Below are 19,546 nucleotides of genomic sequence, written 5' to 3'. Positions count from 1 at the left end.
ACCCCTTCCTTACTCAGCACTGCTGCTGAAATCGAGATCTTGGCCGGGTTGAAGGGAGATGATCGCCTTCTTCCAGTCATTACGCTTGCCCAGACCGCGAGCGGTACGCTTGGTCTTACCCAGAACGTTCAGGGTAGTCACGCTTTCCACTTTCACGCTGAACAGGCTTTCGACGGCCTTCTTGATTTCCAGCTTGGTTGCGTCGGTAGCAACCTTGAAAACGAACTGGCCTTTCTTGTCAGCCAGAACCGTGGCCTTCTCGGAAACGTGCGGGCCAAGTAGAACTTTAAATACGCGTTCCTGGTTCATCCCAGCAGCTCCTCGAATTTCTTCACGGCCGACACGGTGATCAACACCTTGTCGTATGCGATCAGACTGACCGGATCGGAACCCTGTACGTCACGTACGTCGACGTGCGGCAGGTTGCGAGCAGCCAGGTACAGATTCTGATCAACAGCATCAGAAACGATCAGTACGTCGCTCAGACCCATGCCGTTCAGTTTGTTCAGCAGGTCTTTGGTTTTCGGTGCTTCAACAGCGAAGTCCTGAACCACGACCAGACGGTCGGTACGCACCAGCTCGGCGAGGATGGAACGCATTGCTGCGCGGTACATCTTCTTGTTGAGCTTCTGCGAGTGGTCTTGAGGACGAGCTGCGAAAGTGGTACCGCCGCCACGCCAGATTGGGCTACGGATAGTACCGGCACGAGCGCGGCCAGTGCCTTTCTGACGCCATGGGCGCTTGCCGCCACCAGCAACGTCGGAACGGGTTTTCTGCTGCTTGGTGCCCTGACGGCCGCCGGCCATGTAGGCCACGACTGCTTGGTGTACCAGCGTCTCGTTGAATTCGCCGCCGAAAGTCAGTTCGGAAACTTCGATCGCTTGAGCGTCATTTACATTTAGTTGCATGTCAGCTTCCCCTTAACCGCGAGCCTTGGCAGCCGGACGCACAACCAGATTGCCGCCAGTAGCGCCAGGAACGGCACCCTTGACCAGCAACAGATTGCGTTCAGCGTCGACGCGCACTACTTCGAGGGACTGAACGGTCACGCGCTCGGCGCCCATGTGACCGGACATTTTTTTGCCCTTGAATACACGACCAGGAGTCTGGCACTGGCCGATAGAGCCCGGGACGCGGTGGGAAACGGAGTTACCGTGGGTATTGTCTTGACCGCGGAAATTCCAACGCTTGATGGTACCGGCAAAGCCTTTACCTTTCGACTGACCGGTAACGTCTACCATTTGGCCAGCAGCGAAGATTTCTGCATTGATCAAGTCGCCAGCCTGGTACTCGCCTTCTTCAAGACGGAATTCCCAGACACCGCGACCAGCGGCAACGTTCGCTTTAGCGAAGTGACCTGCTTGAGCAGCAGTCACACGCGAAGCGCGACGCTCGCCAACAGTGACTTGCACTGCGCGATAGCCATCAGTTTCTTCGGTTTTGAACTGGGTGACGCGATTCGGCTCGATCTCAATGACCGTGACCGGAATGGAGACACCTTCTTCGGTGAAAATACGGGTCATACCGCATTTACGACCGACTACACCAATAGTCATGTTGTAAACCTCATGAGTGTACGGGGCTTTCACCCGCTATGGCCGCCCATTTCAGAGCGTTACACGACTAAGACCCGAGTCTTAGCCGAGGCTGATCTGCACTTCCACGCCTGCCGCAAGATCGAGCTTCATAAGAGCATCAACGGTTTTATCCGTTGGTTGGACGATGTCCAGTACGCGCTTATGAGTACGGATCTCGTACTGGTCACGCGCGTCTTTGTTGACGTGCGGGGAGACCAGAACGGTGAACCGCTCTTTACGGGTAGGCAGTGGAATTGGACCACGCACTTGAGCACCAGTACGTTTCGCGGTTTCCACGATTTCCTGGGTGGATTGGTCGATCAGGCGATGGTCAAAAGCCTTCAACCTGATACGGATTTGCTGATTTTGCATTGGATTTCAGACTCCAGGCTGCTATTCCCACCGGGCGCACTACGCCCGTTAAAAGGAGGCGTGATTCTATAGACACCCCCACTGAGTGTCAACCCAATAAAAAAGCCCCCGCAAAAGCGGGGGCCTTTCTAAACGATCAACGATTACTCGATGATTTTGGCTACGACGCCGGCGCCGACGGTACGACCGCCTTCACGGATAGCGAAGCGCAGACCGTCTTCCATCGCGATGGTCTTGATCAGAGTGACAGTCATCTGGATGTTGTCACCTGGCATTACCATTTCAACGCCTTCTGGCAGCTCGCAGTTACCAGTCACGTCAGTAGTACGGAAGTAGAACTGTGGACGGTAGCCTTTGAAGAACGGAGTGTGACGGCCGCCTTCTTCCTTGCTCAGAACATAGACTTCTGCGGTGAACTTGGTGTGCGGCTTGACCGAACCTGGCTTGACCAGAACCTGGCCACGCTCAACGTCGTCACGCTTGGTGCCGCGCAGCAGCACGCCGCAGTTCTCGCCAGCACGACCTTCGTCCAGCAGCTTGCGGAACATCTCAACACCGGTGCAGGTGGTGGTGGTGGTGTCACGCAGACCAACGATTTCCAGGGCGTCTTGAACGCGGACGATGCCACGCTCGATACGACCGGTAACAACGGTACCACGACCCGAGATCGAGAATACGTCTTCGATTGGCATCAGGAACGGCTTGTCGATAGCGCGCTCAGGCTCTGGGATGTAGGTATCCAGAGTCTCAACCAGCTTCTTGACAGCGGTGGTGCCCATTTCGTTGTCGTCTTTGCCTTCCAGCGCCATACGAGCCGAACCGATGATGATCGGGGTATCGTCGCCTGGGAAGTCGTAGGTGGACAGCAGGTCGCGAACTTCCATCTCGACCAGTTCCAGCAGCTCAGCGTCGTCTACCAGGTCAGCCTTGTTCAGGAAGACCACGATGTACGGAACGCCAACCTGACGGGACAGCAGGATGTGCTCACGGGTTTGTGGCATCGGACCATCGGCAGCCGAGCAAACCAGGATCGCGCCGTCCATCTGGGCAGCACCGGTGATCATGTTCTTCACGTAGTCAGCGTGACCTGGGCAGTCGACGTGAGCGTAGTGACGAATGGTCGAGTTGTACTCAACGTGAGCGGTGTTGATGGTGATACCGCGAGCTTTCTCTTCTGGAGCGCTGTCGATCTTGTCGAATTCAACGACTGCGGAACCGAAAACTTCGGAGCAGACGCGAGTCAGAGCTGCGGTCAGAGTGGTTTTACCGTGGTCAACGTGACCGATGGTGCCAACGTTGACGTGCGGAAGGGAACGATCAAATTTTTCTTTAGCCACGACAATTAACTCCTAGCCTAAAGGACTGAATCAGCCTTGTTTTTTAACGAGCGCTTCGACGATGTTCGACGGAGCCTCAGCGTATTTGGAGAATTCCATGGAGTAGCTCGCGCGACCCTGGGACATGGAACGAACGTCGGTCGCATAACCGAACATCTCTCCGAGCGGAACTTCAGCACGGACAACCTTGCCGGACACCGAATCTTCCATACCCTGGATCAGACCACGACGACGGTTCAGGTCACCCATCACGTCACCCATGTAGTCCTCAGGGGTCACAACTTCTACCTTCATGATCGGCTCAAGCACCTTACCGCCGCCTTTGGCTGCGAGTTGCTTGGTCGCCATGGAGGCCGCCACCTTGAACGCCATCTCGTTAGAGTCGACGTCGTGGTAGGAACCATCAAACACGGTTGCCTTCAGGCCGATCAGCGGATAGCCGGCAACGATGCCGTTCTTCATCTGCTCTTCGATACCCTTCTGGATCGCCGGGATGTATTCCTTCGGAACCACACCACCCACAACCTCGTTGGTGAAAACCAGGCCTTCGGTGATGTTGCCGTGTGCGTCCACGTCTGGCTGCGAGAAGCGGATCCAGCAGTGACCGAACTGACCGCGACCACCGGACTGACGAACGAACTTGCCTTCGATTTCGACGTTGTCTTTGGTGATCTGCTCGCGATAGGAAACCTGCGGCTTACCGATGTTGGCTTCGACGTTGAATTCGCGCTTCATGCGGTCAACGAGGATGTCCAGGTGAAGCTCGCCCATACCCGAGATGATGGTCTGGCCGGTTTCTTCGTCGGTCTTGACGCGGAACGACGGGTCTTCCTGAGCCAGCTTGCCCAGTGCGATACCCATCTTTTCCTGGTCCTGCTTGGTTTTCGGCTCGACAGCTACCGAAATCACAGGCTCAGGGAAGTCCATACGCTCGAGGATGATCGGCTTGTCGGCGTTGCACAGGGTGTCACCAGTGGTGACGTCCTTCATGCCGATCAGAGCAGCGATGTCGCCGGCCAGTACTTCCTTGATTTCTTCACGCTGGTTGGCGTGCATCTGCACCATACGACCAACGCGCTCTTTCTTGCCCTTGACCGAGTTGATCACGGAGTCGCCGGACTGCAGCATACCCGAGTAAACACGGACAAAAGTCAGAGTACCAACGAACGGGTCGGTGGCAATCTTGAACGCCAGAGCCGAGAACGGCTCGTTGTCGTCGGCATGACGCTCGTCGTAGTCGGCGTCGACCAGCTCTTCCTTTGGCTTCTCGATCAGGTCAGGGTGGATACCCTTGATCGCAGGAATCTCGGTAGGAGCAGGCAGGAAGTCGATAACGGCGTCGAGAACCAGGGGAACGCCCTTGTTCTTGAACGACGAACCACAGACAGCCGGAACGATCTCGCTGGCCAGGGTACGCGCGCGCAGACCGGCCTTGATTTCTTCGACGGTCAGCTCTTCGCCTTCCAGGTACTTGTTCATCAGCTCTTCGCTGGACTCGGCAGCCGCTTCAACCATGTTGGAGCGCCACTCTTGAGCCAGCTCCAGCATATCGGCAGGAATTTCTTCCTCGCGATAGGTGGTGCCTTTGTCGTCTTCGTTCCAGTAGATAGCCTTCATCTTGATCAGATCGACCTGACCCTGGAAGTTCTCTTCCGAACCGATGGCCAGCTGAACAGGAACCGGGGTGTGACCCAGACGGTTCTTGATCTGACCTACGACGCGCAGGAAGTTGGCACCGGCACGGTCCATCTTGTTCACGTATACAACACGTGGAACGCCGTACTTGTTGGCTTGACGCCATACGGTTTCGGACTGTGGCTCAACGCCGGAGGTACCGCAGAACACAACGACAGCGCCGTCGAGTACACGCAGCGAACGCTCAACTTCAATGGTGAAGTCAACGTGGCCGGGGGTATCGATGACGTTTACGCGGTAGTTGTCATACTGACCCTTGGAGCCTTTCCAGAAGGTAGTGACAGCAGCGGAGGTAATGGTGATACCCCGCTCCTGCTCCTGCACCATCCAGTCGGTGGTCGCGGCGCCATCATGCACCTCGCCCAGTTTGTGGCTCAGGCCTGTGTAGAACAGGATCCGCTCGGTAGTAGTGGTCTTGCCCGCGTCAACGTGCGCGCAAATACCAATGTTACGGTAGCGGTTGATTGGTGTAGTACGAGCCATAGAGCCCTCGCAAAAATAGTGATGCCTGAATTAGAAGCGGTAGTGCGAGAACGCTTTGTTGGCTTCGGCCATACGGTGTACGTCTTCACGCTTCTTGACTGCAGCACCTTTGCCTTCAGCAGCATCCAGCAATTCGCCGGCCAGGCGCAGGGCCATAGACTTCTCGCCGCGCTTGCGCGCGTAGTCTACCAACCAGCGCATTGCCAGGGCGTTACGACGGGACGGACGAACTTCGACCGGAACCTGGTAAGTAGCACCGCCAACACGGCGCGACTTCACTTCGACCAGCGGAGCGATGGCGTCGAGAGCTTTCTCGAAGATTTCCAGGGGATCGCTGTTCTTGCGTTCTTTGACCTTGTCCAGCGCACCGTAAACGATACGCTCGGCAACGGCCTTCTTGCCGCTTTCCATCACGTGGTTCATGAACTTGGCGAGAATCTGCGATCCGTATTTTGGATCGTCCAGAATCTCACGCTTGGCTGCTACACGACGTCTTGGCATTGATAAGCCCTCAAACGGTCTTCAGGTTAGCTCGGGACAGGGAACCCAGAGGTTGCGTGCCCGACCTTACTCTTATCGACTCAATAAAATTGATAACTGCAAATTGCTGCAAACGGCCGATTACTTCGGACGCTTGGTACCGTACTTCGAACGACCTTGGTTACGACCTTTGACGCCGGAGGTATCCAGGGAGCCGCGAACGGTGTGGTAACGAACACCTGGCAAGTCTTTTACACGACCGCCGCGGATCAGTACCACGCTGTGCTCTTGCAGGTTGTGGCCTTCACCACCGATGTACGAGGAAACCTCGAAACCGTTGGTCAGACGCACACGGCATACTTTACGCAGTGCCGAGTTAGGTTTTTTCGGCGTGGTGGTGTACACACGGGTGCACACGCCACGACGTTGCGGGCAGTTCTGCAGCGCAGGAACGTCGGATTTCTCGACGATACGCTTACGCGGCTGACGTACCAGCTGGTTGATAGTTGCCATCTACTAGCTCCACTGTTGTCTTGCGACGCTATTGTCTTGCAAGAAAAGCAAAATGGCAGGACGAAGTCCCACCAAATTTAGGGGTACAAGAGTCTAAAGAGGATCTTGCCCCTCGTCAAGGCAAGGCCCCGACATCCCCCACCCTCCCCTTCGCAACAGATTATGTCGCGAAGATCGGGTGAGGGCCGCCAGGGCCCTACGCTTTAGTTGCCGCTGGAGTTCAGCGCTTCGGTCAGTGCAGCTTCCACTTCACTGGCGCTAACACGCAACGGCTTGTCGGCATCACGGCGACGCTTGCGCTCGCTGTGGTAGGCCAGACCGGTACCGGCCGGGATCAGACGACCCACGACCACGTTTTCTTTCAGGCCGCGCAGGTAGTCGCGCTTGCCGGTTACCGCCGCTTCGGTCAGTACGCGGGTGGTTTCCTGGAAGGAAGCCGCCGAGATGAACGATTCGGTGGACAGCGAGGCCTTGGTGATACCCAGCAGTACACGAGTGAACTTGGAGACAAACTTGTCTTCCGCGCCAAGGCGCTCGTTCTCTACCAGTACCTGGGTCAGTTCCATCTGGTCGCCCTTGATGAAGCTGGAGTCGCCCGACTCGGCAATCTCGACCTTACGCAGCATCTGACGCAGGATGGTCTCGATGTGCTTGTCGTTGATCTTCACGCCTTGCAGACGGTAAACGTCCTGGATCTCGTTGACGATGTACTTGGCCAGCGCGCTAACACCCAGCAGACGCAGAATGTCGTGCGGATCGCTAGGACCGTCCGAGATGACTTCGCCGCGGTTCACTTGTTCGCCTTCGAAGACGTTCAGGTGACGCCACTTCGGAATCAGCTCTTCGTACGGATCGCTGCCATCGTTCGGGGTGATGACCAGACGGCGCTTGCCCTTGGTCTCTTTACCGAAGGCGATGGTACCGCTGACTTCAGCCAGAATCGAGGCTTCTTTCGGACGGCGCGCTTCGAACAGGTCGGCAACGCGCGGCAGACCACCGGTGATGTCACGGGTCTTGGACGTTTCTTGCGGGATACGCGCGATAACGTCACCAACACCGATCTGTGCACCGTCAGCCACACCGACCAGGGCGTTGGCTGGCAGGAAGTACTGAGCCGGTACGTCGGTACCTGGCAACAGCAGATCCTTGCCGCTGGCGTCGACCATCTTGATTGCAGGACGGATTTCCTTGCCTGCAGCCGGACGGTCTTTGACGTCCAGAACCTCGATGTTGGTCAGGCCGGTCAATTCGTCGGTCTGACGCTTGATCGTGATGCCTTCTTCCATGCCCACGAAGGTCACGGTACCTTTCATTTCGGTAACGATCGGGTGGGTGTGCGGGTCCCACTTGGCGACGATGGCGCCAGCGTCGACCTTGTCGCCTTCCTTCACCGAAATCACGGCGCCGTAAGGCAGCTTGTAACGCTCGCGCTCACGACCGAACTCGTCGGCAATCGCCAACTCGCCGGAACGCGATACGGCAACCAGGTTGCCGTCGGCACGCTCAACCTGCTTGAGGTTGTGCAGACGAACCATACCGCCGTTCTTCACCTGGACGCTGTCGGCAGCCGAGGTACGGCTTGCAGCACCACCGATGTGGAACGTACGCATGGTCAGCTGGGTACCCGGCTCACCGATCGACTGTGCAGCGATAACGCCGACAGCTTCACCGATGTTCACCTGGTGACCGCGAGCCAGGTCGCGACCGTAGCACTTGGCGCAGATGCCGTAGCGGGTTTCGCAGCTGATCGGCGAACGCACGATCACTTCGTCGATGCTGTTCAGCTCGATGAACTCGACCCACTTCTCGTCGACCAGGGTACCGGCCGGAACGATGACGTCGTCAGTGCCAGGCTTGAACACGTCACGGGCGATTACACGACCCAGTACGCGCTCACCCAGCGGCTCTACAACGTCGCCGCCTTCGATGTGCGGGGTCATGACCAGACCCTGCTCGGTGCCACAGTCGATCTCGGTAACCACCAGATCCTGCGCCACGTCTACCAGACGACGGGTCAGGTAACCGGAGTTCGCGGTTTTCAACGCGGTATCCGCAAGACCCTTACGCGCACCGTGAGTCGAGATGAAGTACTGCAGTACGCTCAGACCTTCGCGGAAGTTCGCGGTGATCGGCGTCTCGATGATCGAGCCGTCCGGCTTGGCCATCAGACCACGCATACCGGCCAACTGACGAATCTGAGCTGCCGAACCCCGGGCACCGGAGTCAGCCATCATGTACATCGAGTTGAAGGACTCCTGCTCGACTTCGTTGCCTTCGCGGTCGATGACCTTCTCTTTCGAGAGGTTGGCCATCATCGCCTTGGACACTTCGTCGTTCGCCTTGGACCACAGGTCGATGACCTTGTTGTACTTCTCGCCCTGGGTTACCAGGCCGGAGGCGTACTGGCTCTCGATCTCTTTCACTTCGTCGGTGGCAGCACCGATGATGCGGGCTTTTTCATCCGGGATAACGAAGTCGTTAACACCGATGGAAACGCCGGAGATGGTCGAGTAGGCAAAACCGGTGTACATCAGCTGGTCAGCGAAGATGACGGTCTCTTTCAGGCCAACCACGCGGTAGCACTGGTTGATCAGCTTGGAGATCGCCTTTTTCTTCATCGGCTGGTTGACCACGTCGTACGACAGACCTGGCGGTACAACCTGGAACAGCAGTGCACGGCCGACAGTGGTGTCGACGATGCGGGTGTTCTTGACGCTGCCGCCATCACGATCGTTCACGGTTTCGTTGATACGAACCTTGATCTTGGCGTGCAGGGCCGCTTCGCCGGCGCGGAATACGCGGTCGACTTCCTGCAGGTCGGCGAATACGCGACCTTCGCCCTTGGCATTGATGGCTTCGCGGGTCATGTAGTACAGACCCAGTACAACGTCCTGCGAAGGAACGATGATCGGCTCACCGTTGGCTGGCGACAGGATGTTGTTGGTCGACATCATCAGCGCACGCGCTTCGAGCTGGGCTTCCAGCGTCAGCGGCACGTGCACGGCCATCTGGTCACCGTCGAAGTCGGCGTTGTACGCGGCACAGACCAGCGGGTGCAGTTGGATGGCCTTGCCTTCGATCAGTACCGGCTCGAACGCCTGGATACCCAGACGGTGAAGGGTCGGTGCACGGTTGAGCAGTACGGGGTGTTCGCGAATCACTTCGGCAAGAACGTCCCACACCTCTGGCAACTCGCGCTCGACCATCTTCTTGGCAGCCTTGATGGTGGTCGCCAGACCACGCATTTCCAGCTTGCCGAAAATGAACGGCTTGAACAGCTCGAGGGCCATTTTCTTCGGCAGACCGCACTGGTGCAGACGCAGGGTCGGACCTACGGTAATTACCGAACGACCCGAGTAGTCAACGCGCTTACCGAGCAGGTTCTGACGGAAACGACCTTGCTTACCCTTGATCATGTCGGCCAGGGATTTCAGAGGACGCTTGTTCGAGCCGGTGATGGCGCGGCCGCGACGGCCGTTGTCGAGCAGTGCGTCGACCGCTTCCTGCAGCATGCGCTTTTCGTTGCGCACGATGATGTCAGGCGCAGACAGGTCGAGCAGGCGCTTCAGACGGTTGTTACGGTTGATCACTCGACGGTACAGGTCGTTCAGGTCGGAGGTCGCGAAACGACCGCCATCCAGCGGAACCAGTGGACGCAGGTCTGGCGGCAGAACCGGCAGAACGGTCAGGACCATCCACTCAGGCAGGTTGCCCGAGCCCTGGAAGGCCTCCATCAGCTTCAGTCGCTTGGACAGCTTCTTGATCTTGGTTTCCGAGTTGGTCTGCGGAATCTCTTCGCGCAGGCGGCCAATCTCGTGCTCCAGGTCGATAGCGTGCAGCAGTTCGCGGACGGCCTCGGCACCCATGCGGGCGTCGAAGTCATCGCCGAACTCTTCCAGCGCTTCGAAGTACTGCTCGTCGTTCAGCAGCTGACCTTTTTCCAGGGTGGTCATGCCCGGGTCGATAACGACATAGCTCTCGAAATAGAGAACGCGCTCGATATCACGCAGGGTCATGTCCATCAGCAGGCCGATACGCGACGGCAGCGACTTCAGGAACCAGATGTGGGCAACAGGCGAGGCCAGCTCGATGTGCGCCATGCGCTCACGACGAACTTTTGCCAGCGCGACTTCAACACCGCACTTCTCGCAGATCACGCCACGGTGCTTCAGGCGCTTGTACTTGCCGCACAGGCACTCGTAGTCCTTGACTGGGCCAAAGATCTTGGCGCAGAACAGGCCGTCACGCTCAGGCTTGAACGTACGGTAGTTGATGGTTTCCGGCTTTTTTACTTCACCGAACGACCACGAACGGATCATCTCAGGCGAGGCCAATCCGATACGGATGGCGTCGAACTCTTCGACTTGACCCTGGTTTTTCAGCAAATTCAGTAGGTCTTTCAAGGCCTTTCCTCCTGGCGGAGCAGGGAGCGGGCTTTTCAGCCGCGCTCCCGATTCGCGTCACGTGTTATTCGGTTTCCAGATCGATATCGATACCGAGCGAACGAATCTCTTTGATCAACACGTTGAAGGACTCGGGCATGCCCGGCTCCATACGGTGATCGCCGTCCACGATGTTCTTGTACATCTTGGTCCGACCGTTCACATCGTCCGACTTCACTGTGAGCATTTCTTGCAGGGTGTATGCCGCGCCGTATGCTTCCAGCGCCCACACTTCCATCTCCCCGAAACGCTGACCACCGAACTGCGCCTTACCACCCAGCGGCTGCTGGGTAACCAGGCTGTAAGAACCAGTGGAACGCGCGTGCATCTTGTCGTCCACCAAGTGGTTCAGCTTGAGCATGTACATGTAACCAACGGTCACTGGACGCTCGAACTTGTTGCCGGTACGACCGTCGAACAGCTGCATCTGACCGCTTTCCGGCATGTCTGCCAGTTTCAGCATGGCCTTGATTTCGCTTTCCTTGGCACCGTCGAAGACTGGAGTGGCCATTGGCACACCGCCTTTGAGGTTCTTCGCCAGGTCGAGGATTTCCTGGTCGGAGAAGTCTTCCAGGCTTTCCTGACGACCACCGATCTCGTTGTAGATCTCGGTGAGGAACTTGCGCAGCTCGATGACCTTGCGCTGCTCTTCGAGCATGCGGTTGATCTTCTCGCCCAGGCCCTTGGCCGCCAGGCCCAGGTGGGTTTCGAGGATCTGACCGACGTTCATACGCGAAGGTACACCCAACGGGTTGAGTACCACGTCCACCGGCGTACCGTTGGCGTCGTGCGGCATGTCTTCGACCGGCATGATCACGGAGACCACACCCTTGTTACCGTGACGACCGGCCATCTTGTCGCCCGGCTGGATGCGACGACGGATTGCCAGGTAGACCTTGACGATCTTCAGTACGCCCGGTGCCAGGTCATCGCCCTGCTGCAGCTTGCGCTTCTTGTCTTCGAACTTGTCGTCCAGCAGACGGCGACGATCAACGATGTAGGCCTGGGCCTTCTCGAGTTGCTCGTTCAGCGCGTCTTCGGCCATGCGCAGTTTGAACCACTGGCCGTGCTCCAGACCGTCCAGCACTTCGTTGGAGATGACCGAACCTTTCTTCAGGCCGGCACCACCTTCGACGACCTGACCGTTCAGGGCGCTGCGCAGACGTTCGAAGGTTGCGCCTTCAACGATGCGGAACTCTTCGTTCAGGTCCTTGCGGATCTCGTCCAGCTGCATCTTCTCGATGGACAGCGCACGGCTGTCGCGCTCGACGCCATCGCGAGTGAAGACCTGTACGTCGATGACAGTACCCTTGGTGCCGGTCGGCACACGCAGGGAGGTGTCTTTGACGTCGCTGGCCTTCTCGCCGAAGATCGCACGCAGCAGTTTTTCTTCTGGCGTCAGCTGGGTCTCGCCTTTTGGCGTGACCTTGCCGACCAGAATGTCGCCAGCGCCGACTTCGGCACCCACGTAGACGATACCGGCTTCGTCCAGCTTGTTCAGCGCAGCCTCACCCACGTTCGGGATGTCCGCGGTGATTTCCTCTGGGCCAAGCTTGGTGTCACGGGCCACACAGGTCAGTTCCTGGATGTGGATCGTGGTGAAGCGGTCTTCCTGAACCACACGCTCGGACAGGCAGATGGAGTCTTCGAAGTTGAAGCCGTTCCACGCCATGAACGCGATGCGCATGTTCTGACCCAGAGCCAGTTCACCCATGTCGGTGGACGGGCCGTCGGCCATGATGTCGCTACGCTGAACCACATCACCCTTGCTCACCAGCGGACGCTGGTTGATGCAGGTGTTCTGGTTCGAGCGGGTGTACTTGGTCAGGTTGTAGATGTCGACACCAGCTTCGCCGGTTTCAACTTCGTCATCTGCAACACGCACCACGATACGGCTGGCGTCGACGGAATCGATCACACCGCCACGACGAGCCACGACGCAAACGCCGGAGTCACGCGCAACGTTGCGCTCCATGCCGGTACCTACCAGCGGCTTGTCGGCACGCAGAGTCGGTACAGCCTGACGCTGCATGTTCGAACCCATCAACGCACGGTTGGCGTCGTCGTGCTCGAGGAACGGAATCAACGACGCGGCAACAGAAACTACCTGCTTTGGCGAAACGTCCATCAGGGTGACGTCTTCCGGCGCCTTGACGGTGAATTCGTTCAGGTGACGGACCGCTACCAGTTCGTCGATCAGTTGCTTCTTCGCGTCCATCGTGGCCGAAGCCTGTGCGATGACGTGATCAGCTTCTTCGATCGCCGACAGGAACACGATGTCGTCGGTAACCACACCCTCTTTCACCACGCGGTACGGGCTCTCAAGGAAACCGTACTGGTTGGTGCGGGCATAGGCCGCCAGGGAGTTGATCAGACCGATGTTCGGACCTTCAGGGGTCTCGATCGGGCACACGCGGCCGTAGTGGGTCGGGTGTACGTCACGGACTTCGAAGCCTGCGCGCTCACGGGTCAGACCACCAGGGCCGAGTGCCGAGACACGACGCTTGTGGGTGATCTCGGACAGCGGGTTGTTCTGGTCCATGAACTGGGACAGCTGGCTCGAACCGAAGAACTCCTTCACCGCCGCCGCTACCGGCTTGGCGTTGATCAGGTCTTGCGGCATCAGGCCTTCGCTTTCAGCCATGGACAGACGCTCTTTGACCGCGCGCTCTACACGCACCAGACCAACGCGGAACTGGTTCTCGGCCATTTCGCCGACACAGCGCACGCGACGGTTACCCAGGTGGTCGATGTCGTCGACGATGCCTTTGCCGTTACGGATGTCGACCAGGGTCTTGAGGACCTCGACGATATCTTCCTTGCTCAGCACGCCCGAACCTTCGATCTCGGTACGACCGATACGACGGTTGAACTTCATGCGACCAACAGCCGACAGGTCGTAACGCTCGGCGCTGAAGAACAGGTTGTTGAACAGGGTCTCTGCGGCGTCCTTGGTTGGCGGCTCGCCAGGACGCATCATGCGATAGATCTCGACCAGCGCTTCCAGTTGGTTGCTGGTGGAGTCGATCTTCAGGGTATCCGAGATGAACGGACCGCAGTCGATGTCGTTGGTGTACAGGGTCTCGATGCGAACGACCTGAGCCTTGGCGATCTTCACCAGTGCTTCGGTGGTCAGCTCGGTGTTGCATTCGGCCAGGATTTCACCGGTAGCCGGGTGCACGATCGCCTTGGCGGTGGTGCGGCCCAGAACGTATTCCAGCGGCACGTCCAGGGATTTGACACCAGCCTTTTCCAGCTGGTTGATGTGGCGAGCGGTAATACGACGACCCTGCTCGACAATCACCTTGCCGCTGTCGTCATGGATGTCCATGACCGCGATTTCACCACGCAGGCGCTGTGGCACCAGTTCCAGGCTGAGCTTTTCGCCCGCCACGTGGAATACGTTGGTGGTGTAGAACGCGTTCAGCACTTCTTCGGTGGTGTAGCCCAGCGCGCGCAGCAGCACGGAAGCCGGCAGCTTGCGACGACGGTCGATACGGACGAATACACAGTCTTTCGGATCGAATTCGAAGTCCAGCCACGAGCCGCGGTAAGGAATGATCCGCGCCGAGTACAGCAGCTTGCCCGAGCTGTGCGTCTTGCCACGGTCGTGGTCGAAGAACACGCCTGGCGAGCGGTGCAGCTGGGAAACGATAACACGCTCGGTACCGTTGATTACGAAGGTACCGTTTTCAGTCATCAGGGGGATTTCACCCATGTAGACTTCTTGCTCTTTGATGTCCTTGATCGCTTTGTTCGACGATTCTTTGTCGAAAATGATCAGGCGGACTTTCACGCGCAGCGGTACCGCGTAGGTTACCCCGCGCAGTACGCATTCTTTGACATCAAAGGCCGGTTCGCCCAGACGATAGCCAACGTACTCCAGGGCAGCATTGCCGGAGTAGCTGATGATCGGGAAAACCGATTTGAAGGCCGCATGCAGGCCCACGTCGCGGAACTGATCTTTAGTCGCTCCCGCCTGCAAGAATTCACGATACGAATCCAGCTGGATGGCCAGGAGGTAAGGCACATCCATGACGTCCGGCAACTTGCTAAAGTCCTTGCGGATACGTTTTTTCTCAGTGTATGAGTAAGCCATCAGCGTTCCCCAGCTTGGTCACCTGCTTGTTTGGCTTCTCCCGACGGGAGCAGCCAGAAAATCGTGCAAACCCCATGGTTTGCGCCACCGTCATCGGTGGTTACCGCTCGTCATCGGCGCCGACCTGATCGGCTGCCAATAACGGAAAAAGGCCGGTGGCAAAAGCCACCAGCCATCAGCCTTTCGCTTGTCGCTCGGGCTGGAGACGCACAGTCGAAATTACTTCAGTTCGACGGTAGCGCCTGCTGCTTCCAGGTCAGCCTTGGCTTTGTCAGCGGCTTCTTTCGAAACGCCTTCAGCAACGACTTGAGGAGCGGTATCAACCTTTTCCTTGGCTTCTTTCAGGCCCAGGCCGGTCAGTTCACGAACAGCCTTGATCACGTTTACTTTCTTGTCGCCAGCGGCAACCAGAACAACGTTGAACTCGGTTTGTTCTTCAACAACGGCAGCGGCAGCAGCTGGGCCAGCAGCGGCAACAGCAGCGGTAACGCCGAAGGTTTCTTCCATTGCTTTGATCAGCTCAACAACTTCCAGAACGGTTTTCTGGCCGATTGCTTCGATGATTTGCTCGTTAGTCAGAGACATGACTTAAATCCTGTATTGGGGTGACAGCCTACGCAGCCATCAAATTAAACGTATGATTTCGAAAGGGCTTGCGGTGCCTTAGGCAGCAGCAGCTTCTTTCTGGTCGCGAACGGCTGCCAGAGTACGAGCCAGCTTGCTGGTCGCGCCTTGGATCACGCTCATCAGCTTCGCAATGGCCTCGTCGCGGGTCGGCAGGGAAGCCAACACGTCGATCTGGTTTGCGGCAAGGAACTTGCCGTCGAACGCAGCTGCCTTGATCTCGAACTTGCTCTGACCCTTGGCGAACTCAGCGAACAGACGGGCAGCAGCGCCCGGGTGTTCGTTGGAGAACGCGATCAGGGTAGGGCCGGTGAACACGTCGTTGAGGACACTGAATTCAGTGTCGGCAACAGCGCGCTTGAGCAGGGTGTTACGTACAACACGTACGTAAACGCCAGCTTCACGAGCCTCTTTACGGAGTCCGGTCATTGCGCCTACAGTCACACCACGGGCATCAGCCACGACAGCGGACAGAGCGACTTTGGCAGCCTCGTTGACTTCAGCGACGATGGCCTTCTTGTCTTCGAGTTTAATTGCCACGGGTAAAACTCCTGCTTGTTACCGTTTCATCCAGCCGAAGCCGAATGTCGTTTTGGTGTCTGACTCGGTAAGGAATCAGGGGCACCATCTGCGTAGGCTTGAGGTTTAAGGCTTGCGCCGCCTACGGTCTTGGATAGCCCCCGCCAGGCAGGGACCCCAATTTTTGCTGACGGGCGCAATTGCTCGCGCCCATCGCGGTCTTACGCGTTCAGGGAACCTTGATCGATTACCAGACCTGGGCCCATGGTGGTGCTCAGGGTAACGCGCTTGACGTAGATACCTTTCGAGGAAGCTGGCTTGATACGCTTCAGATCAGCGATCAGGGCTTCAACGTTTTCCTTCAGCTTGACGGCTTCAAAGCCGATCTTGCCAACGGAAGTGTGGATGATGCCGTTTTTGTCGGTACGGTAGCGAACCTGACCAGCCTTGGCGTTTTTGACCGCGGTGGCTACGTCTGGAGTTACGGTGCCAACTTTAGGGTTAGGCATCAGGCCGCGAGGACCCAGAACCTGACCCAGCTGACCTACAACACGCATTGCGTCCGGGGAGGCAATAACGACGTCATAGTTCAGGTCGCCGCCTTTCATTTCGGCAGCCAGATCGTCCATGCCTACACGGTCAGCGCCGGCAGCCAGAGCGGCCTCGGCAGCTGGCCCCTGGGTGAACACGGCAACACGTACGGTCTTGCCAGTGCCGTGTGGCAGCACGGTAGCGCTACGAACGACCTGGTCGGATTTACGTGGGTCAACGCCCAGGTTAACGGCTACGTCGAAGGACTCGCTGAACTTCACGGTAGACAGTTCGGCCAGCAGCACTGCTGCTTCTTCGAAGTTGTAGACTTTGCCCGCTTCGATTTTCGAAGCGATAGCCTTTTGGCGCTTGGTCAGCTTAGCCATTACACACCCTCCACGTTGAGGCCCATGCTGCGAGCGGAACCGGCGATGGTACGCACGGCCGCTTCCATGTCAGCAGCGGTCAGATCAGCATTTTTGGTTTTTGCGATCTCTTCCAGCTGAGCACGGGTCACAGTACCGACTTTGACGGTGTTCGGACGCGCAGAACCGCTGGTCAGGCCAGCTGCTTTCTTCAGCAGAACCGAAGCAGGGGTGCTTTTGGTTTCGAAAGTGAAGCTACGGTCACTGTATACAGTGATGATCACAGGAGTCGGCAGGCCGGCTTCTTGACCCTGGGTACGGGCGTTGAAGGCCTTGCAGAATTCCATGATGTTCACACCGTGTTGACCCAGTGCTGGGCCGACGGGTGGACTTGGGTTGGCCTGGCCGGCCTTTACTTGCAGCTTGATGTAAGCCTGAATCTTCTTAGCCATGAGCTACTCCAATATCGGGTACAAGCGCCAGAAGGCTCCCCGGATTACTTGCGTTTTATCCCAGTGACGACAAAACCCCGCAGCACATAGGGCTGCGGGGTATGGGATGCGTCGTTCTGCTAGACCTTTTCGACCTGGCTGAACTCAAGCTCCACCGGAGTAGAGCGACCGAAGATGAGCACCGCTACCTGGAGCCGGCTCTTCTCGTAGTTAACCTCTTCGACCGTGCCGTTGAAATCAGCAAACGGACCGTCTACAACACGAACCACTTCACCTGGCTCGAACAGCGTTTTCGGCTTCGGCTTGTCGCTGCCATCGGCAACGCGACGCAGAATGGCCTCGGCTTCTTTATCGGTGATGGGTGCAGGCTTGTCTGCGGTACCACCAATGAAGCCCATGACACGAGGGGTGTCCTTGACCAAGTGCCAAGTCCCTTCGTTCATGTCCATCTGAACCAGCACGTAGCCCGGGAAGAACTTACGCTCGCTTTTGCGCTTCTGGCCATTGCGCATTTCAACCACTTCTTCAGTGGGGACCAGAATCTCGCCGAAGCCATCTTCCATGCCAGCCAGCTTTACGCGCTCGATGAGCGAGCGCATCACATGCTTCTCGTAACCCGAGTAAGCATGCACAACATACCAACGCTTAGCCACAGGACACCCTTAGCCAACAATCAAGGAAATCAACCAGCCGAGCAGGGAATCGAGCCCCCACAACAGCAGCGCCATGACCAGGACAACAGCCACCACAATAAGGGTGGTCTGCATGGTCTCTTGGCGGGTTGGCCATACGACTTTACGAATCTCGGTGCGAGCTTCCTTTGCCAGCGCAAAGAACGACCTGCCCTTTGCAGTCTGCAAGGCAACAAAGCCAGCAACAGCAGCAAGAGCGAGGAGTGCAATAACGCGATACAGAATCGGCGAAGCGGAGTAATATTGATTTCCGACCACGCCTACCACCACCAAAGCGACAACAGCCAGCCACTTGAGCAGATCAAAACGAGAGTCTTGGGCTTCAGACTTGGGAGTCATCTAGGAGGATCCTGTGAAAAGAAAGCCAGACACACAAGGTGAATCTGGCAGGTCAGGAGGGAATCGAACCCCCAACCTACGGTTTTGGAGACCGTCGCTCTGCCAATTGAGCTACTGACCTAAAAGCTTATCAGGCCGACCATTATGCCGGCCTGATCGAGAGAAATCAACTACTTATTCAATAACCTTTGCTACTACACCCGCACCGACGGTACGACCGCCCTCACGGATAGCGAAGCGCAGACCGTCTTCCATCGCGATGGTCTTGATCAGAGTGACAGTCATCTGGATGTTGTCACCTGGCATTACCATTTCAACGCCTTCTGGCAGCTCGCAGTTACCAGTCACGTCAGTAGTACGGAAGTAGAACTGTGGACGGTAGCCTTTGAAGAACGGAGTGTGACGGCCGCCTTCTTCCTTGCTCAGAACATAGACTTCTGCGGTGAACTTGGTGTGCGGTTTGACCGAACCCGGCTTGACCAGAACCTGGCCACGCTCAACGTCGTCACGCTTGGTGCCGCGCAGCAGCACGCCGCAGTTCTCGCCAGCACGACCTTCGTCCAGCAGCTTGCGGAACATCTCAACACCGGTGCAGGTGGTGGTGGTGGTGTCACGCAGACCAACGATTTCCAGGGCGTCTTGAACGCGGACGATGCCACGCTCGATACGACCGGTAACAACGGTACCACGACCCGAGATCGAGAATACGTCTTCGATTGGCATCAGGAACGGCTTGTCGATAGCGCGCTCAGGCTCTGGAATGTAGCTATCCAGGGTGTCGACCAGACGCTTGACAGCGGTGGTGCCCATTTCGTTATCGGCTTTGCCTTCCAGCGCCATACGAGCCGAACCAATGATGATCGGGGTATCGTCGCCTGGGAAATCATAGGTGGACAGCAGGTCGCGAACTTCCATCTCGACCAGCTCCAGCAGCTCAGCGTCGTCTACCAGGTCAGCCTTGTTCAGGAAGACCACGATGTACGGAACGCCAACCTGACGGGACAGCAGGATGTGCTCACGGGTTTG

17 protein-coding genes and 1 tRNA gene are annotated in these 19,546 nt (G+C 57.4%); all 18 read right to left on the bottom strand.

Going from position 1 to position 19,546, the window contains the following annotated elements; translation table 11 throughout:
* Window positions 1-9: 9 nt before the first annotated feature.
* The gene (gene rplW / locus MF6396_RS23030; protein WP_009397515.1) at window positions 10-309 is read right to left on the bottom strand and encodes a 50S ribosomal protein L23; all 300 of its coding nucleotides are present in this window, start codon (window positions 307-309) and stop codon (window positions 10-12) included.
* Complete coding sequence (gene rplD, locus MF6396_RS23025; protein WP_010220305.1) at window positions 306-908, bottom strand: 50S ribosomal protein L4; 603 nt, start codon at window positions 906-908, stop codon at window positions 306-308. The genes rplW and rplD overlap by 4 nt, the downstream gene beginning before the upstream one ends.
* A gap of 12 nt (window positions 909-920) precedes the next feature.
* The gene (gene rplC, locus MF6396_RS23020) at window positions 921-1,556 is read right to left on the bottom strand and encodes a 50S ribosomal protein L3 (RefSeq protein ID WP_043861931.1); all 636 of its coding nucleotides are present in this window, start codon (window positions 1,554-1,556) and stop codon (window positions 921-923) included.
* A gap of 81 nt (window positions 1,557-1,637) precedes the next feature.
* Complete coding sequence (rpsJ, locus tag MF6396_RS23015; RefSeq protein ID WP_003186070.1) at window positions 1,638-1,949, bottom strand: 30S ribosomal protein S10; 312 nt, start codon at window positions 1,947-1,949, stop codon at window positions 1,638-1,640.
* Between the two features lie 143 nt (window positions 1,950-2,092).
* Window positions 2,093-3,286, bottom strand: coding sequence for an elongation factor Tu (gene tuf / locus MF6396_RS23010; protein ID WP_043861932.1), 1,194 nt, complete (start codon window positions 3,284-3,286; stop codon window positions 2,093-2,095).
* Between the two features lie 30 nt (window positions 3,287-3,316).
* Complete coding sequence (fusA, locus tag MF6396_RS23005) at window positions 3,317-5,464, bottom strand: elongation factor G (RefSeq protein ID WP_043861933.1); 2,148 nt, start codon at window positions 5,462-5,464, stop codon at window positions 3,317-3,319.
* Between the two features lie 30 nt (window positions 5,465-5,494).
* A complete protein-coding gene (gene rpsG / locus MF6396_RS23000; RefSeq protein WP_008089143.1) occupies window positions 5,495-5,965 on the bottom strand; it encodes a 30S ribosomal protein S7 in 471 nt (156 codons plus the stop codon).
* A 120-nt stretch (window positions 5,966-6,085) separates the two neighbouring features.
* The gene (gene rpsL, locus MF6396_RS22995; RefSeq protein ID WP_003186084.1) at window positions 6,086-6,457 is read right to left on the bottom strand and encodes a 30S ribosomal protein S12; all 372 of its coding nucleotides are present in this window, start codon (window positions 6,455-6,457) and stop codon (window positions 6,086-6,088) included.
* A gap of 203 nt (window positions 6,458-6,660) precedes the next feature.
* Window positions 6,661-10,860: a DNA-directed RNA polymerase subunit beta' gene (gene rpoC / locus MF6396_RS22990; RefSeq protein ID WP_054916698.1), complete on the bottom strand. Its 4,200-nt coding sequence runs from the start codon at window positions 10,858-10,860 to the stop codon at window positions 6,661-6,663.
* 64 nt (window positions 10,861-10,924) lie between these two features.
* Window positions 10,925-14,998, bottom strand: coding sequence for a DNA-directed RNA polymerase subunit beta (gene rpoB / locus MF6396_RS22985; protein ID WP_043861935.1), 4,074 nt, complete (start codon window positions 14,996-14,998; stop codon window positions 10,925-10,927).
* A 219-nt stretch (window positions 14,999-15,217) separates the two neighbouring features.
* Entirely contained in the window at window positions 15,218-15,583 is a 366-nt protein-coding gene (gene rplL / locus MF6396_RS22980) for a 50S ribosomal protein L7/L12 (protein WP_043861936.1), read from the bottom strand.
* Between the two features lie 78 nt (window positions 15,584-15,661).
* Window positions 15,662-16,162 (bottom strand): 50S ribosomal protein L10, encoded by a 501-nt coding sequence (rplJ, locus tag MF6396_RS22975; RefSeq protein WP_043861937.1) that lies wholly within the window; start codon window positions 16,160-16,162, stop codon window positions 15,662-15,664.
* A 200-nt stretch (window positions 16,163-16,362) separates the two neighbouring features.
* Window positions 16,363-17,058, bottom strand: a complete 696-nt coding sequence (rplA, locus tag MF6396_RS22970; protein ID WP_043861938.1) for a 50S ribosomal protein L1 — start codon at window positions 17,056-17,058, stop codon at window positions 16,363-16,365.
* A complete protein-coding gene (gene rplK / locus MF6396_RS22965) occupies window positions 17,058-17,489 on the bottom strand; it encodes a 50S ribosomal protein L11 (RefSeq protein WP_028944937.1) in 432 nt (143 codons plus the stop codon). Before rplK ends, rplA begins: the two co-directional genes overlap by 1 nt.
* 119 nt (window positions 17,490-17,608) lie before the next feature.
* Window positions 17,609-18,142 carry a transcription termination/antitermination protein NusG gene (gene nusG, locus MF6396_RS22960; protein ID WP_043861939.1) on the bottom strand — a complete coding sequence of 178 codons (534 nt, stop codon included), beginning with the start codon at window positions 18,140-18,142 and terminating at the stop codon, window positions 17,609-17,611.
* A gap of 9 nt (window positions 18,143-18,151) precedes the next feature.
* On the bottom strand, window positions 18,152-18,520 hold the full coding sequence (secE, locus tag MF6396_RS22955; RefSeq protein ID WP_043861940.1) for a preprotein translocase subunit SecE: 369 nt from the start codon (window positions 18,518-18,520) through the stop codon (window positions 18,152-18,154).
* A gap of 45 nt (window positions 18,521-18,565) precedes the next feature.
* Window positions 18,566-18,641, bottom strand: a tRNA-Trp gene (locus MF6396_RS22950).
* Window positions 18,642-18,694: 53 nt separating this feature from the next.
* Window positions 18,695-19,546, bottom strand: an 852-nt coding sequence (locus MF6396_RS22945; protein ID WP_078481645.1) for an elongation factor Tu, incomplete at its 5' end; no start/stop codon positions are given.

This window comes from Pseudomonas sp. MF6396, from assembly GCF_002018915.1.
GTDB lineage: Bacteria > Pseudomonadota > Gammaproteobacteria > Pseudomonadales > Pseudomonadaceae > Aquipseudomonas > Aquipseudomonas palmensis.
Note: the sequence above shows the minus strand (reverse complement) of the source record. Positions and strands in the feature narration are given on the sequence as shown.